The following is a 15,020-nucleotide window of genomic DNA, read 5'->3' as shown; positions in this document are numbered from 1 at the left end:
CAGCGAGGTAGCCAGATACGACGGCGCCTCCCTCTCTCGCGGCTGCGGTGAGAAGTTGCGGTCGGCTGTTCTACGGGCATGCAGCTTTTGGGCTGTCCCGGTTGTCTGGATCGTCTGATGTAGACAAACCGGGGTATGACCTTTCAGGATGTGAGGGTGCTGCCGAGTCGGCTTCCGTTGGGTGTTCTTGCGATGCCTTTGCCGAGGAAGGTGGCGGTGCCGGTGGTGGGGCGGTAGATGGTGGTGCCGTCGCCGTTGTTCTCTCCGGCGGCTCCGAGGACGAGGCCGGTGGTGCCGTTTCCGGTGAAGTTGCCTGCTGTGACGGCGGTGCCGAGCTGGTCGCCGGTTTCGCCGGCGCCTCCGATGCCGCCGGTGCCCTGGCTGAGGCTGGTGGCGTCCTTGAGGGCGATGCCGTCCGGGGTGGCTGTCAGGTTGAGGAGGAGGACGCTGCCGGCGTCGGTGCTGGTGACGTTGTTGACGGTGGAGTCCTGGCCGGGGAGGCCGGTGATGATGTCGAGGGTGTTGTCGCCGTTGAGGTCGCGCAGGGCGACGGAGGCGCCCATGGCGTCGCCTTCCTCGGATTCTCCGGGCACGTCGGGAGTGGACTGGCTGATGGTGGTGGTGTGGCCTCGGTAGTAGAGGCCGTAGTCCTGGCCGAGCTTGACGGTGACCTGCCCGCCGAGGGTGCTGCCGTACGCGGGGGCGGTCTCGGCGGGGGTGGGCTGGCCGATGACGATGTCGTCGCGGCCGTCCTGGTTGATGTCTCCGGCGTCGATGGTGCGGCCCGCGCCCATCTGGATGGCCATGGCGTGGGTGAGTCCGGTGGGGCCGGCGCTCGCGTATTCGTAGGCGCGTGCTTGTCCGTAGCGGTCGACGGTGGTGACGGCGACGTCGTCGTACCCGTCGCCGTTGAAATCTCCGGCGGCGACGTCGACGTGGTTGAGGTCTTCGAAGGTGAGGCGAAGGGTGGTGGCCTTCTTGGTGGCGCTGTCGCGCCATACCAGCCAGCCGCCCGAGCCGCCGGAGCCGAGTCCGATGCCGACGACGTCGTCCAGCCCGTCGCCGGTGAAGTCGCCCATCGCGACCGCTGTTCCCAGGCGTGCCTTGGCGGGGTTGCGGGGGTCGTCGTTGGCGGTGGTGAAGTAGTCGCCCTGGGTGAGCTGGCTGCTGCCGGTCAGGACGGTGACGTTGCCGCGTTCCTTGTACACGGTGTCCGCCTCGCCCGGGGACCCGACAGCAAGGTCGGTCAGGCCGTCGCCGTCGACGTCCCCGTAGGCGACATCCGCGCCGAAGCGGTCTCCGGGCTCGGGAGAGCCCGGGACGGACCCGCTCTGCGAAATGATCTTCAGTCCTGCCGCCCCGGGGCCACTGCTGCTCCCGGGAAGGATGGATACCTGCCCTGCCGCGGACGACGCCTGCGGAACGCCTGCGATCAAGTCGTCGATTCCGTCGTTGTTGAAGTCCGCCCGGCTCGCCGGGGCTACACCGGGTGCCGCTTGGGCGGCCCCGGTCCAGGCCAGGCAGGCGAGGCTGCTCATAGCCAGGGCCGCCGCCACGGAACGGGCTCTCTGCTGGGCGGGGGTGTGTTCGGCTCGGGCACGCCGACTCATCTGCTGCTCCTTGGGGATGGTGGGGAAGGGCTGAGCGCATGGCGGCACGGTGCGGGAGTGGGCGGGCGTGCCGGGGTGGGTCAGGTGGTGCGGGCCTTGAGCCAGGAGACGACCGTGTCGAACATGCCGGGGGCGCTCAGCAGGGCCTGGCCGTGGGCGGTGGAACCGGTGACGATGCGGGTTGTCACGTCCGAGGCTGGAAGGCCTGCGGCTTTCGCGGCGGTCTCCAGCTCGGTGGAGTGCACCGGGGGCACGAAGTCGCCGTCGGAGTGAAGCAGGAGCATCGGTGCGTCGCCCTTGCCGGCCGAGTTCTTGGATTCCATGTCGCGCCAGGTGTCCCAGCAGCCGGTGTCCCGGTAGGTGGTGGAGTTGTCGGCGGGGTCGGGGTAGCAGCGGGCCAGGAGGGTGGCGTTGTCGCGGAGTTTGCGGATCTTGGCGACGGTGGAGGTGTTGCCGTCCTGCCAGGCGCGGTAGGGCGAGGCGACCGGGGACAGGGCGACGATGCCCTGGAGACCGAGAGCGTTGGTGCCGTGCGTCGCGGCGTCGGTGGCCATCTGTCCGCCGGCGGAGGAGCCGACGAGCAGGACGTTGTCCGGGTCGGTGTTGTACCGGTCGGCGTTGTCGCGTACCCACTTCACGGCGCTGGCCACGTCGTCGCGCTGGGCGGGCCAGGCTGCTTCGAAGTTGAGTCGGTAATTCATGATGAAGGTCTGGAAGCCCTGGTCGGCGAACCGCTTCGCCCAGGTCGCCCAGCTGGCATGGGTGTACCAGTAGCCGCCGGTGATCAGGATGATTGCCGGGCGGGGCGCCGGTGCCGGGCTCCAGGTGATGTCCAGGCTCTGGCGGGGGTGGGTCCCGTACTTCTCGGTGGCAGCCTCGGCCTTCACCACGGCCGGCGCCTTGGCTGTGACAGGTGCTGCGGGTGCTGCGGCCGTGGTGGCGACGATCGCCAGCACGGCGGTCACCAGGATCAGAAGAGTGCGACGCACGAAAGTCTCTTTCAGGAAAAAGGGGGAAAAGGGGGCTGAGTACTCCGGCCGGGCAGGGGCCGGCCCCGGGAAGCGCGGCTGGCGTTTCCCGGGGCCGGAGCGTGCTGTTGTCCGCGGCGCGGAGTCAGCGGATGCCGGCGCCGAAGCGCTGCCCGATTGTCGGGAGGCCGTCCTTGCCCGGCTCGTACGTGACGACAGGCTCGCTGCCACCGGCGGTGGCGTTCGCCAACGGCAGGGCGTGTGCGCGGCCGTAGTCCGTCGGCCCGTCGGGGACACCGACGTAGAGGTGCGTGCCGGTGGCGGTGAGCGCACTGCCGACCTTCTCACCCGTCACCGGGGCACCGGGCAGGCCCACGAGGCCCGGGTGGACGGTGGTGTCGGAGTCACCCGGCGCTCCGAGCAGCCCGAACGTCATGATGCCTCCGGCGTCCGTGGCGGCGCCGATGTCTTCACCGGGAACACCGACCGCCACCAGGGTGTTCTGCGCGGTGCTTACCGCCGAGGGGTTCGTGCTGACGGCGGACACCGTGTGCCCGAACCGGTCGCCGTCCTCGTTCGAGCCGGAGACGTCCGTGGTGCCCTGGTGGATACCGGACAGCTGGCTGAAGCCGGTGGGAGTCAGCCGGATGACGTCAATACGACCGGTGTTGTCGACCGTGGTGGTGCCCTCCCCCGGGGTGCCGATCACGAGCAGGGACTCGGTACCGGTCGCGGCCGCGTTCGGCCGGTAGGCGGTCATGCCGAGCGAGAACCCGAACGTGTCACCGGCCTCGGACTTGTCCTGGATCTCGGCGAGATCCTGGTCCAGCCCGGCGATACCCGTGGGGATCTTGGCACTGTTCAGCTTGTGGTTGAAGACCGCCACACCTCCGGCCTTGGCCAGACTGCCGATCGTCTCCCCCGGTGAGCCGATGGCCAGGTGCTGGGGCGAACCGGCGAGAGAAGCACCGAACTCGTCATTGCTCTCCATCGCACCGGGCACCCCCTCGGAGTCCTGGTTGATCAGCACATTGGCCAAACCCGTGCCATGCAGATAGACAACCGCACCGGGGTTGGTGAACCCGGAACCATCCTCGCCCGGCGCACCCATCGCGAGATACGGAACACCGGCGATCGTGGTCCCGGCCGCGATGGCCTCACCCATACGGTCACCCGCCTCCGCACCCATACCCGCCAGAGCACCGCTGCCCGAACCCTGAACCAGGTTCACGACCGCCTTGCCCTGGCCGAGCCCAGCGGGCGAACCGTAGACAATGTGGACCCCGCCGGCCCCGGCCTTGGTACCGATCGCCTCACCGGGGACACCGACGGCCAAGTCGGTGCAACCATCGAGGTTGTGGTCGAACGTCGCCAGCGAACCACCGAACCGGTCATTCACCTCCGCAGCACCGGAAAAGATCGGCAACGCCTGCGACAACTCCCCGATGCCCTTCCCACCGCCGTAGACCAACTGCACACGACCGGCCTTCACAGCACCATTCACCGTGGCATCGGGGTCGGCGATCGCGACGTCCCGTTGTCCGTCGCAGTTGAAGTCGCTTGCCCCGGCGATGACTTCGTCGATCCACGGCTTGAGGTTGTCGGTACGGGCGGCCAGGGCATCGGTGCGGGTCTCGGTCTCCCCGATGCATCCGCCCTGCCAGGAGTGACCGCTGACCCCTACGAGTGCCACCGTGCCGTCGTCCTGGCGCAGGACAGGACCGCCGGCATCGCCCTTGCAGATCGCACTCCCATCCGTCGCACCGGAAATGTCCAGGGAGGGCTCGGAGACCGCGTTGACGATGAACGACCCCGCGTGGAGCTTGTTGGGCACCCACTCGGTTTCGGTCCGCCCGTAGCCGGCCACCGCCAGCGTGGTGCCCGCGGCGACGGGAGTGGTGGCGATACCTACGGTACTGATGCCCGCAGCGGGCGTGGCGAGGCGGGCCACGACCAGATCCCGTCCTTCATACGGGACGAGCTCGGTGATCTCGCTGACGTGTCCACCAGTGGCGGTCAGGTCGGTGCGGCCGATCGTCGCGGTGGTCTTCGTCGCTGGCTTCCCCCTGACGAGAATCGTGGTCCCGGTGGTGAAGCAGCTGCTGGCGGTAACGACCCATTGAGGGTTGATCAGGGCTGCTGTACATGCTCGTTTCGTACCGCCCTCACCGATCTCGAGCTTCGCGGTGAAGGCATAGATGTTGCTGGCAACGGCGTCTCCGGAAAGAGCCTGAGCCGGGATGCCGGTATGGACGCCGACGGCGAGGGAGGTCGCGAGCAGCCCGGTGAAGAGGGTCGCACGCGGACGCGTTCTGGGCACGATCTGATCCTTGCTCATGTCAGAGGACGTACAGGGCGGGAGCGGGCGGTGGAGATCAGCCGGTGACGCGGATCTCGACTAGGACGGATTGGGGGCCGCCGATCTCGCCCTCGCCGACGTTCGCCCAGCCGCCCGCCTCGACATCCACCGTCGTGGTCTGGTCATTTGCGGTGAGGTTGGCTCTGATGGGGTGCTCGGAGGCCATCAGCTCAAGCATGAAGACCCGGGGCAGTTCGAGAGTGAGATAGCCGGCCTTGGCAATAGCGCGGAAGCAGTAATTTTCGGCACGGCCGACCGACGGGTCAGCGATGGTCCTGACCAGGATCTGGTCGGCGCTCGGGTCGCAGTCGACCAGCAGAACGCGACCATCGCCCTTCTTCAACTCGATGCCCTTGGTCGCCAGGATGTCGGCGGCACCGGGATAGGCATAATCCTCAACCGAGGACGGCGGGGCCTCTTCGTTTACCGCAGAAATGGACGCGGGTCCATCGGAGGCGAAGGCAAACGGTACCCCGATCAACGCAGCCAGTACACCGATGACTCCGGATGTGAAGAATGTGCGCGTACGGAAAACCATCAAGAGTCCCCTTCAGGCGCGGCGGCTATTAAACCTGGACCCCGCCTGCTCATGTGTGGGAAAAGTAAAGAAACACGAGGAACTTATCTATCGAATTATGCAGCGTCAAGCGCTTCACTTGCGAAGCGATGGGGCAATTTTGGACAACATCGAGGCTTATGGCTGATTCCAAATGGGAGGGTCTATGACGCGTTCACTCCGAAGGCTGGGGAGTCGATCCTGGAGTACAAATCTCGGTGGGAGTATGGTGACATCATCAATTTCGGCTTTTAGGGGAATCCGTGAATGATAGGAATTTCTTCGAAGGTGTCAGAGCCAGGCCCGGGCTCTATGGTCTCGAGGGAACGTACAGCGGTACGGTCATGTTCCTCACCGGATTCGATGAGGCTCGCTCGGGTGGGCTCATGCGCGGATTCACCGAGTGGTTGGTCGTACGTAAGGGTGAATGCTCCAGCTTCGGATGGCAGGCGCTCGTTCTTGACGAGGCGCTGCCCGATGCCGAAGGGCGCGGCTGGAACAAGCTGGGCAACTCGACCTCCCGCCAAGAAAGGGAGGCCGTAGAACTGCTGCTCTCTCTGCTGCTCGAATTTCTGGCAGTGCGGGATGAGGCGATAGCGCTGGCTCGCATGTATTCGAAATACAATTCTCTCCATTCGCGGGCCAGTAGCTCTGGAGAGCGGGACCTGTAACGCTGAGCTTCTCGAGTTGGTCACCGATCGGGTGATGGTCGTGAAGCGCAACGGGCGAGGCTCCCGGGCTGTTGGTCGAGATGTCTGACGTCTCCATCACGTTGCTCGGGGGCCTCGTTGGTCATCTGTCCTGCCGCCCCCGACCTGTCGCATGCGCTCGTGGAGTGGGGCACCGCGCCGATCACCATCCGCGAGGGTGACCGGCGCAGCAAGCTCGGTCCGTCCCAGCGCGCGATGGTGGCACTGGCGTACCTGCGCGAACACACCACGCCGGCGAAGATCGCCGCCGGGTTCGGAATCAGAGAGTCCACCGCCCATGCCTGCACCAGCGCGGTCGTCGACCTGCTCGACGGCGCCCTCGCCGAGTGCGACCGGGTCGGCGACGGCCGGCCGGCCACTCCCACAACACCGGCGCCACGGCGTGAACGTGCGGCTCATCACCGACCTCGGGGGCGGGCTGCTGTGAGTCTCACCCCGCCCTGCCGGGCCGCACCCACGACCTGACCGCCGCCCGTGCCTACCGGATCATCCAGATCTGTCAGCGCCAGGGCGTTCCTGCGTGTCGGTCGGAGCGCTCAGACCTTCGCCCCTGGCGGGTACACCGCGTCCAGGAGGTCGCGTACGAAGCGGTCCAGGTCGTCCAGTCCTGCCGCCGCGAGCGTGCCGGGGCCGTGCGTCAGCAGATGCGGGACCGCCGCGTGCAGGGCGAGGGTGACGACGGCGGCCCGCTGCGGGGTGACGGGCAGCCCGGCGGCGCGCTGCGCCAGCTCGAAGCCCGCGAAGTCCCCGCTCGCCATCGGGTCGAGGATGCCGGAGAGCCAGGGCCGCCGGGTCGCCTCGGCCTGGAGTTCCAGCACCGCGAGGAGGCGGGAGCGGCCCGGCCCCGCGACGTTCTCCAGAAGCGAGCGGAAGAGGGCGACCAGCTGTTCCCGGTCTCTCGGCCCAGGGGTCGCGGCGAGCTGTCCGGTGAGCGCGAGGTACTGCTCCAGGCAGCGCTCCGCCACCGCGCGGAGCACCGCGTCACGCGTCGGGAAGTAGTTCTTGGCGGTGCCGGGCGGCACCTCGGCGGCGTGATCCACGGCCCGGTGCGTCAGCCCGCGCCCGCCGTCCCGGGCCAGCACCTCGACGGCCGCGTCCCGCAGCCGGTCCCGCCGGTCCGGATTCACGCGCGCTCCCTCACTCCCGTACGGCAGACCGCTCCCGCCCTTCTGTTGCCGATACTACCCCAGCCGTGGTACCACGGATGTGGTGGTCCTTGCGTAATGTCCGAACGAGCCCGGAGGCGCGACATGGCAGCAGGAACGGCGACCGTGGTCGGCGCGGGCATCGGTGGACTGGCGACCGCGATCGGACTCCGCCGCGCGGGCTGGCGCGTGACCGTGCTGGAGCGGCGCACCGAATTGGAGCGGTACGGCGCGGCCTTCGGCATCCACCCCACCGCACAGTCCGCGCTCGACCGGCTCGGCGTCGGCGACGCGCTGCGCGACCACGCCGTGCCCTACCGCGACGCGCACATCCGCACCCCGGACGGGACGCCGATCGCCCGCCTCCCGCTGGAGCGCATCGAACGCAGGGCCGGCCGCCCCGAACTCCTCATCTCCCGCCCGTATCTGCTCGACGCGCTCCTCGCCGGCCTCGAAGCCTTCGGCGACGTCCCGATCGAGCTCGGCGAGCGGGTCACGGACGTGGACGCCCTCGCCGCCGGGCAGGACCTGGTGATCGGCGCCGACGGCATCCGCAGCGCCGTCCGCACCGCCCGCTTCGGCGACCGCAGCGGCCCGCGCGAGGTCGGTACCGTCGCCTGGATCGGCATCGCGGACTTCGCGAGCCCGGTGCACGGCGAGACCTGGGGCAGCGGCCGCTTCTTCGGTCTGACCCCGGTCGAGCCGGGCCGCACCAACTGGTACGCCACCGTGCCCGGGGCCACCACCGCCGAGGAGTTGCGCGGCTTCTTCGCCGGCTGGCACGACCCGATCCCGCGCATCCTGGACGCCACCGACCCGACCGGCTGGATCCGCTACGAGATGCGCCACCTCCACCCCGCGCTGCCCTCCTTCGTCTCCGCCGACGCCCGGCCCGCCTCCTCTGTCGCCCCCGTCGCCCCCGTCGCCCTGGTCGGCGACGCGGCCCACGCCATGACGCCCAACCTGGGCCAGGGCGCCTGCACCGCGATCCTGGACGCGGACGCCCTGACCCGCGCACTCGCCGCCGCACCCCCGGGCCCGGTGGGCGTCGCCGGAGCCCTGCGCGCCTACGACCGTGAACGCCGCCGCAGCGCCCAGCGGACCGCCTTCGCCTCCCGCACCCTGCACCGCTTCATGAGCACCGAGCGCACCCGGCTGCGTGACGGAGCGGTGCGGTTGCTGCCGGGGTGAGGGCGCCGATACGCGTTCGCCGATACGCGGTCACGGATGCGCGTTCGCCGATGAGCGGACACTGATACGCGGTCACCGATACGCGGTCGCCCGGGGGTGGCCCCGCCCCTACGATCGGCGGACCGGGGTCGCGCGGCCCCGCAGGGTGCGGTGCCGTGGCCGAGCGGCCCAAGGCGATCGACGCGGGGGAGGCCCCCTCCGCGTCGACTGATGAGGCGGGGGCGGGTCTGCCCCGGCCCCGTCCGCGGGTTCGAATCCCGTCGGCATCGCGCCCGCCGCGACCGCCCGGGCGGCCGTGCGTGTGAGGCAGGTCACGATCTTTCGGCCGTGGCCGGATGCAACCTTGCACCACCCATGACGGTCACACACATTGGCCTCACCCGTGTCTCCCTCCACCTTCGAACCCGGACGGCCCTCCCAGCCTTTGTGCCGCTTCGGCGGCACCCAGACTCACCGAGGACCTCACATCATGAAGATCCGCCGCGCCCTGGCCGTCGCCGCAGCGACCGCCGTGCTCGCCCCGGTCACCCTGCTCTCGGCCCCCGCCGCCCTCGCCACCCCCGGCCCGGGGCCCGAGACCACCGAAAGCTCCCCCGCTCCGGAGGAGTCCGCAAGTTCTCCCGCCCCGGACGCGTCCGAGACCTCCCCCGCTCCGGACGCGTCCGAGACGTCCCCCGCGCCCGTGGAGTCCGAGGACTCCCCGGCCCCCGAGGAGAGCGAGTCGGAGGCCGCGCCCGAGGAGTCGGAGGCCGCCCCGTCCCCCTCCACGAGCGCCACCGCCCCCTCGCCCTCCGCCACTTCGCCCGAGGACATCTGCGACGGCGGCGACGAGGACAGCGACCCCGTGGTCGACAAGAACCTGCGGACCTCGCTCTCCGGACTGCCCTCCAAGGTCGTCGCGGGCAGCGGATTCCACGGCTTCAAGCTGAACGTGACCAACAAGAGCGGCAAGGCCTACGACCGCATCGACCTCGGCATCTTCGCCGCCAAGGTCGACAAGGGGACGTGGAACGACTCCAGCGGTCACCTCACGCTCCAGTACAAGGACCCGGAGACGGGCGTCTGGACGGACATCCTTCTCGACGACGAGGACGAGACCGCCGGCTACCTCGGCTACACCGACGTCCGGGCCAAGGAGTCCTTCTCCATCGATCTGCGGGTGAGCGTCGCCAAGAAGTCCCCGGCCGGCATCGCCTTCGTCATCACCGCCGGCGTCTACGCCGACGCCCAGGGCAGCTGCGTCCTCGCCGACAGCCCGGGCTACTACGAGTTCGACGTGCTGGCGGCAGGCGTCGACGCGGGCGGCCCGAACGAGGCGAAGCCCCAGGAAGGCGGCAAGAAGCCGCTCCCGGTCAAGCCCGTGGGCAACACCGAGATCAAGCCCGAGGGCACCCTCGCCCAGACCGGCTCGGACTCCGACCTGCCGCTCATAGCGACCATCGGCGGGGTGGCGATCCTCGCCGGCGCCGGTGTCGTCTTCGCTCTCGGCCGCCGCCGCAAGAGCGCCGCGACCGCCTGACGCACGTATCGGTGAGGGGGGTGCCGCCCGGCGGGGCGGCACCCCCCTCGTCCGTGGCCCGAGTGACCCGGGTGCGGTGCTGTCCCGTTACCCCACGGGCGCGGGTACCCGGTCCGGGAGAGGCGCGGTCAGCCGGTCCGCGCCGGCCGGGACGGGAACGGCGGCGAAGAGAGCGTTCTGCTGTTCCTGAAGCTCCTGCTTCCGCTCGGCGCTGGTGCCGGGGAGACGCTGCTCCTCGTACAGCTTGTGCGTGGCCTCCTGGGCCTGCTTGCTGGCGGGGGTGTGGAACTGGACCTCGAAGAGCTGCCCCGAACGGGGAGCGCGCCAGCCGGTGTTGAGGCCCTTGTAACCCTGGGTGCGGCCCCAGGTGTTGGACCACTTCGTACTGTCGTTGCCCCATGCGGAGAGCGTCTGTGCGGCGCTCGTGACGCCGTCCGTGTACTGGTCGTCGCGCAACTGGAGGGTGTAGCGGACCGCGTCGCCGAGCGTGGCGAGCGCGGCCTCGGCGCTCTGTCCGGGGTGCTCCTTGAGCGAGGTGGCGACCTTCCGCTTGAGGGAGTCCGGGGACTTCAGCCGGTTCTCGAAGCCGATCACCTCGGCGCCGGCGATCCAGGCCGCGGCCCGTACCTGGGGGCTGATGGCCCGCTCGGCCCGCTCGGCGTCCTCGATGTAGTCGTCGACCCGCTCGTTGTCGGCCGGGCCGAGGGAGAGCCCGCCTTCCCCGGTCCACCCGTCGCCCGGCTGCTGGACGGCAGCGGACCGGGAGGCGCCGGCCTCGTCCGGTCCGGCGGGGACAGCCAGGGCGGTGGAGGTGGTGCCGACGGAAAGCGCGGTGGCCAGTGCGGCCGTGATCGCGCCCCGGGTGACGCTACGGGTGGTGGTGGTCATCCGAGTGGGTCCTGCCTTCGCGTAGGGGTCGTTACGCGCGGCACAACTGGCCCACCGGGACCGAGGTGTCGTACAGAGGGCCAACGAGGTGATCTTTGGCCGGATCTGCTCAGGTCAGGTGGCCGGCCGGCCCGCCACCCGCGCCCACCGCCCGCTGAGCACCGCCCCTGCTCAGGCCAGGCTGTCCTTCCACGTCCGGTGCAGCCCCGCGAACCGCCCCGTCCCGCCGATCAGTTCGGCGGGCGCGCCGTCCTCCACGATCCGGCCGTGCTCCATCACCAGCACCCGGTCCGCGATCTCCACCGTGGAGAGCCGGTGGGCGATCACCACCGCCGTGCGGCCGTGCAGCACCGTGTCCATGGCCTGCTGCACCGCCCGCTCCCCCGGGATGTCCAGGGAGCTGGTCGCCTCGTCCAGGATCAGCACCGCCGGGTTCGCCAGCAGGGCCCGGGCGAATGCCACCAACTGGCGCTGGCCCGCCGAGATCCGCCCGCCCCGCTTGCGTACGTCGGTGTCGTAGCCGTCGGGCAGGGCGGCGATGAAATCGTGCGCGCCGATCGCCTTCGCGGCCTGCTCGATCTCCTCGCGGGTGGCGTCCGGGCGGCCGATCGCGATGTTCTCCGCGACCGTCCCGGAGAACAGGAACGCCTCCTGCGTCACCATCACCACGCCCCGGCGCAGCTCGGCGGTGTCCAGGTCGCGCAGATCCGTGCCGTCCAGCAGGACCCGCCCGTCGGTCGGGTCGTAGAAGCGGGCCAGCAGCTTGGCGAGCGTCGACTTGCCCGCGCCCGTCGAGCCGACGACTGCCACCGTCCGGCCCGCCGGGATGTGCAGGTCGAAGGTGGGCAGCACCTCGCCGCCCGTACGGTACGCGAACCGCACCCCGTCGAACGTGACGTCCCGGCCCGGGAGTTCACCGGAGCGCGGCGGCAGTTCCCGGGGCGTGTCGGTCTCCGGGACGTTCGGCGTCTGGGCCAGCAGGCCGGCGATCTTCGTCAGCGACGCGGCCGCCGACTCGTAGGAGTTGAGGAACATCCCCAGCCGGTCGATCGGGTCGTACAGCCGGCGCAGATACAGCACCGCCGCCGCCAGCACCCCGAGCGCCAGCGTCCCGTCCGCCACCCGGTAGGCGCCCCACAGCACCATGCCGGCCACCGCCGTGTTCGCGATCAGCCGCGAGCCGACGACATAGCGCGCCATCTCCAGGATCGCGTCGCCGTTCCGCCGCTCGTGGCGGCTGTTCAGCTCGCCGAACACGGCGTCGTTGCTCCGCTCCCGGCGGAACGCCTGCACCGGGCGGATGCCGTTCATCGTCTCGGCGAACTTCACGATCACCGCCGCGATCGCCGTCGACCGGGCCGTGAACGCCACGGACGCCCGCCGCCGGTACATCCGGACCATCAGATACAGCGGTACGAAGGAGAGCGTGGCGATCGCGCCGATCCCCAGGTCCAGCCAGAGCAGCACCAGCGAGATCGACACGAACGACAGGACCACGCCGATCAGTTCCTGGAGCCCCTCGCTCAGCAGCTCCCGCAGCGACTCCACATCCGTCGTGGAGCGCGAGATCAGCCGGCCCGAGGTGTAGCGCTCGTGGAAGTCGACGCTGAGCGCCTGCGCGTGCCGGAAGATCCGGCCGCGCAGATCGAGCAGCACGTTCTGGTTGATCCGCGCGGAGGCCCGGATGAAGCCGTACTGGAGGACGCCCGCGCCGACCGAGCAGAGCGCGTAGCCGACGGCGACCGCGATCAGCGGCCCGTAGTCGTGGTCCCGGAACGCCGGAACCCCGCTGTCGATCGCGTACGCCACCAGCAGCGGGCCCGCCTGCATCGCGACCTGCTGGACCAGCAGGAGCAGCGCCGCCACCGCGACCCGGCCGCGCATCGGGGCCAGCAGCGAGAGCAGCAGCGCCTGCGTCGCCCGGGGCGGGGCGGGCAGGTCGTCCTGGTCGAACGGGTCGTCGGAGAGCGGCGGTCCGGGCGCGGCCGGACTCTTCTGCCGGTGGTCGTCCTCGGCCGCCGGGAGCGAGGCGTCGTCGGTGGTCGTGGTCATCGGGCACTGCCCTCCTCGGCGGGGACCTGCTGATCGGGTGTGCTCACCGGGGCGGCGGGAAGCCGCCCGGCGGGTTCGCGCGTACGGGCCGGATCGCCGGGCTCGGCGCCCGACATCAGCCAGGCGTACTCCGCGTTGTCGCGCAGCAGCTCCTGATGGGTGCCGACCGCGGTGATCCGGCCCCCCGACAGCAGCGCCACCCGGTCGGCCAGCATCACCGTGGAGGGGCGGTGCGCCACGACCACCGCCGTCGTCCGCTCCAGGACCTGCCGCAGCGCGGCCTCCACCAGCGTCTCCGTGTGCACGTCCAGCGCGGAGAGCGGGTCGTCCAGCACCAGGAAGCGCGGCTCCCCGACCACGGCGCGGGCCAGCGCCAGGCGCTGGCGCTGGCCGCCGGAGAGGCTCAGCCCCTGCTCGCCGACCTCGGTGTCCAGCCCGCGCGGCAGTTGGTGCACGAAGTCGGCCTGGGCCACCGACAGCGCCCGGCGCACCTGCGTCCCGTCGGCTCCGGCCGCGCCCATCGTCACGTTCTCGCCGACCGTCGCGGAGAACAGCGTCGGCTCCTCGAACGCCACCGACACCAGCTCCCGCAGCCGCGAACGCTCCATCGTGGCGATGTCCTCGCCGTCCAGCGTGATCCGCCCGCCGGTCGCCTCGTGCAGCCGGGGCACCAGAGCGGTCAGCGTCGTCTTGCCCGACCCCGTACCCCCGACGAGGGCCAGCGTCTCGCCCGGCCGGATGTGCAGATCGATCCCGGCGAGGACCGGCGGCGAGCCCGGCTCCGCGTCCGGGTAGCGGAACTCGACGCCCTCGAACACCATCCCGGCGGCGGTGGCCGGCGCGTCCTCGCGTACGGCGACGGCCCCGGGCTCCTCCGGGACGTCCATCACCTCGAAGTACCGGTCGGTGGCGGTCGCCGACTCCTGGCTCATCGCCAGCAGGAAGCCGATCGACTCCACCGGCCAGCGCAGCGCGAGCGCCGTGGACAGGAACGCCACCAGCGTGCCCGCCGACAGCGAGCCGTCCGCCACCTGGATCGTGCCGAGGACCAGCGCCGCGCCGATCGCCAGCTCCGGGATGGCGGTGATCAGCGCCCAGATCCCGGCGAGCAGCCGGGCCTTGCCCAGCTCCGTGGTGCGCAGCCGGTGCGACAGCGCCCGGAACGCCTGCGCCTGGCTGCGGTGCCGGCCGAAGCCCTTGACGATGCGGATGCCGAGCACGCTCTCCTCGACGACCGTGGTGAGGTCGCCGACCTGGTCCTGGGCCCGGCGCGCGACCACCGAATACTTCGTCTCGAACAGCGAGCACAGGACCATCAGCGGTACCGCGGGCGCCAGCAGCACCAGACCGAGCGTCCAGTCCTGGGCGAACAGGATGGCGAACCCGACCAGGATCGTGGCCGTGTTGACGACCAGGAAGGTCAGCGGGAACGCCAGGAACATCCGCAGCAGCATCAGGTCCGTCGTCCCGCGCGACAGCAGCTGACCCGAGGCCCAGCGGTCGTGGAAGGCGACCGGCAGCCGCTGCAGATGGCGGTAGAGATCCGCCCGCATCGACGCCTCGACCCCGGCCAGCGGGCGCGCCACCAGCCACCGCCGGAACCCGAACAGCAGCGCCTCCGCGATGCCGAGCAGCAGCAGATAGAGCGCCCCCAGCCACACCCCGCCCGGATCGCGGTCGGCGACGGGGCCGTCCACCATCCACTTCAGGACCAGGGGGATCACCAGCCCCAGGCAGGACGCCAGGATCGCCACGAAGGCGGCGGTGAACAGACGCACCCGCACGGGTCGGACATAGGGCCACAGGCGCAGGAGGGAGCGCACGGCGGACCGGTCCGTGGGCTCTGCAGGCTTTTCGGGCATCAGGGCCGACCCTACGTTTCACCACTGACATCGGTCCTCCCAATTTCGGCGGGGGACCGGTCGCCCGGTCGCCCGGTCGTACCCCGCATCAACCGATCGGCCGATGCGGCGTCGAGCGTGACGGCGGATACCGCCCGCGCCCGCCCGCCGGAACCCTGGA

General features: G+C 70.4%; 11 protein-coding genes, 1 tRNA gene and 1 pseudogene. 5 read left to right on the top strand and 8 right to left on the bottom strand.

Features of this window, described 5'->3' with window-relative positions:
• Window positions 1–143 precede the first annotated feature (143 nt).
• The 4 genes from ACIQPT_RS29165 to ACIQPT_RS29150 all read right to left on the bottom strand — a co-directional run bounded on the left by ACIQPT_RS29165 (window position 144) and on the right by ACIQPT_RS29150 (window position 5,475).
• Window positions 144–1,610: an FG-GAP-like repeat-containing protein gene (locus ACIQPT_RS29165; protein WP_401160102.1), complete on the bottom strand. Its 1,467-nt coding sequence runs from the start codon at window positions 1,608–1,610 to the stop codon at window positions 144–146.
• A gap of 80 nt (window positions 1,611–1,690) precedes the next feature.
• On the bottom strand, window positions 1,691–2,599 hold the full coding sequence (locus ACIQPT_RS29160) for an alpha/beta hydrolase (RefSeq protein WP_401160101.1): 909 nt from the start codon (window positions 2,597–2,599) through the stop codon (window positions 1,691–1,693).
• Between the two features lie 124 nt (window positions 2,600–2,723).
• On the bottom strand, window positions 2,724–4,916 hold the full coding sequence (locus ACIQPT_RS29155; RefSeq protein ID WP_401160099.1) for a trypsin-like serine protease: 2,193 nt from the start codon (window positions 4,914–4,916) through the stop codon (window positions 2,724–2,726).
• 37 nt (window positions 4,917–4,953) lie between these two features.
• The gene (locus ACIQPT_RS29150; RefSeq protein WP_401160098.1) at window positions 4,954–5,475 is read right to left on the bottom strand and encodes a hypothetical protein; all 522 of its coding nucleotides are present in this window, start codon (window positions 5,473–5,475) and stop codon (window positions 4,954–4,956) included.
• A gap of 362 nt (window positions 5,476–5,837) precedes the next feature.
• On the opposite strand from ACIQPT_RS29150, the gene ACIQPT_RS29145 reads away from it, so the two are divergent.
• A complete protein-coding gene (locus ACIQPT_RS29145) occupies window positions 5,838–6,164 on the top strand; it encodes a hypothetical protein (RefSeq protein ID WP_401160096.1) in 327 nt (108 codons plus the stop codon).
• A 117-nt stretch (window positions 6,165–6,281) separates the two neighbouring features.
• Window positions 6,282–6,721, top strand: a pseudogene (locus ACIQPT_RS29140) (transposase family protein); the annotation flags it as partial.
• Between the two features lie 18 nt (window positions 6,722–6,739).
• Here the strand turns inward: ACIQPT_RS29140 and ACIQPT_RS29135 are convergent.
• Entirely contained in the window at window positions 6,740–7,330 is a 591-nt protein-coding gene (locus ACIQPT_RS29135; protein WP_401160132.1) for a TetR/AcrR family transcriptional regulator, read from the bottom strand.
• 123 nt (window positions 7,331–7,453) lie between these two features.
• Here ACIQPT_RS29135 and ACIQPT_RS29130 point away from each other — a divergent pair, with 123 nt between their 5' ends.
• From ACIQPT_RS29130 to ACIQPT_RS29120, 3 genes are all read left to right on the top strand, one after another.
• Window positions 7,454–8,539 carry an FAD-dependent oxidoreductase gene (locus ACIQPT_RS29130; RefSeq protein WP_401160131.1) on the top strand — a complete coding sequence of 362 codons (1,086 nt, stop codon included), beginning with the start codon at window positions 7,454–7,456 and terminating at the stop codon, window positions 8,537–8,539.
• Between the two features lie 149 nt (window positions 8,540–8,688).
• Window positions 8,689–8,808, top strand: a tRNA-OTHER gene (locus tag ACIQPT_RS29125).
• Between the two features lie 200 nt (window positions 8,809–9,008).
• Window positions 9,009–10,058, top strand: coding sequence for an LPXTG cell wall anchor domain-containing protein (locus tag ACIQPT_RS29120; RefSeq protein WP_401160095.1), 1,050 nt, complete (start codon window positions 9,009–9,011; stop codon window positions 10,056–10,058).
• A gap of 87 nt (window positions 10,059–10,145) precedes the next feature.
• Here ACIQPT_RS29120 and ACIQPT_RS29115 read toward each other — a convergent pair whose 3' ends face one another.
• From ACIQPT_RS29115 to ACIQPT_RS29105, 3 genes are all read right to left on the bottom strand, one after another.
• Entirely contained in the window at window positions 10,146–10,946 is an 801-nt protein-coding gene (locus tag ACIQPT_RS29115; RefSeq protein ID WP_401160093.1) for an ATP nucleotide 3'-pyrophosphokinase, read from the bottom strand.
• A 171-nt stretch (window positions 10,947–11,117) separates the two neighbouring features.
• Window positions 11,118–12,998, bottom strand: a complete 1,881-nt coding sequence (locus tag ACIQPT_RS29110) for an ABC transporter ATP-binding protein (protein ID WP_401160091.1) — start codon at window positions 12,996–12,998, stop codon at window positions 11,118–11,120.
• Window positions 12,995–14,860 carry an ABC transporter ATP-binding protein gene (locus tag ACIQPT_RS29105; protein WP_401160089.1) on the bottom strand — a complete coding sequence of 622 codons (1,866 nt, stop codon included), beginning with the start codon at window positions 14,858–14,860 and terminating at the stop codon, window positions 12,995–12,997. The genes ACIQPT_RS29110 and ACIQPT_RS29105 overlap by 4 nt, the downstream gene beginning before the upstream one ends.
• Window positions 14,861–15,020 lie beyond the last annotated feature (160 nt).

This window comes from Streptomyces sp. NPDC091289 (assembly GCF_044757365.1).
In the GTDB taxonomy this organism is placed as follows: domain Bacteria; phylum Actinomycetota; class Actinomycetes; order Streptomycetales; family Streptomycetaceae; genus Streptomyces.
The sequence above is the reverse complement of the archived record's forward strand: the minus strand, read 5'-3'. Positions and strand labels throughout refer to the sequence as shown.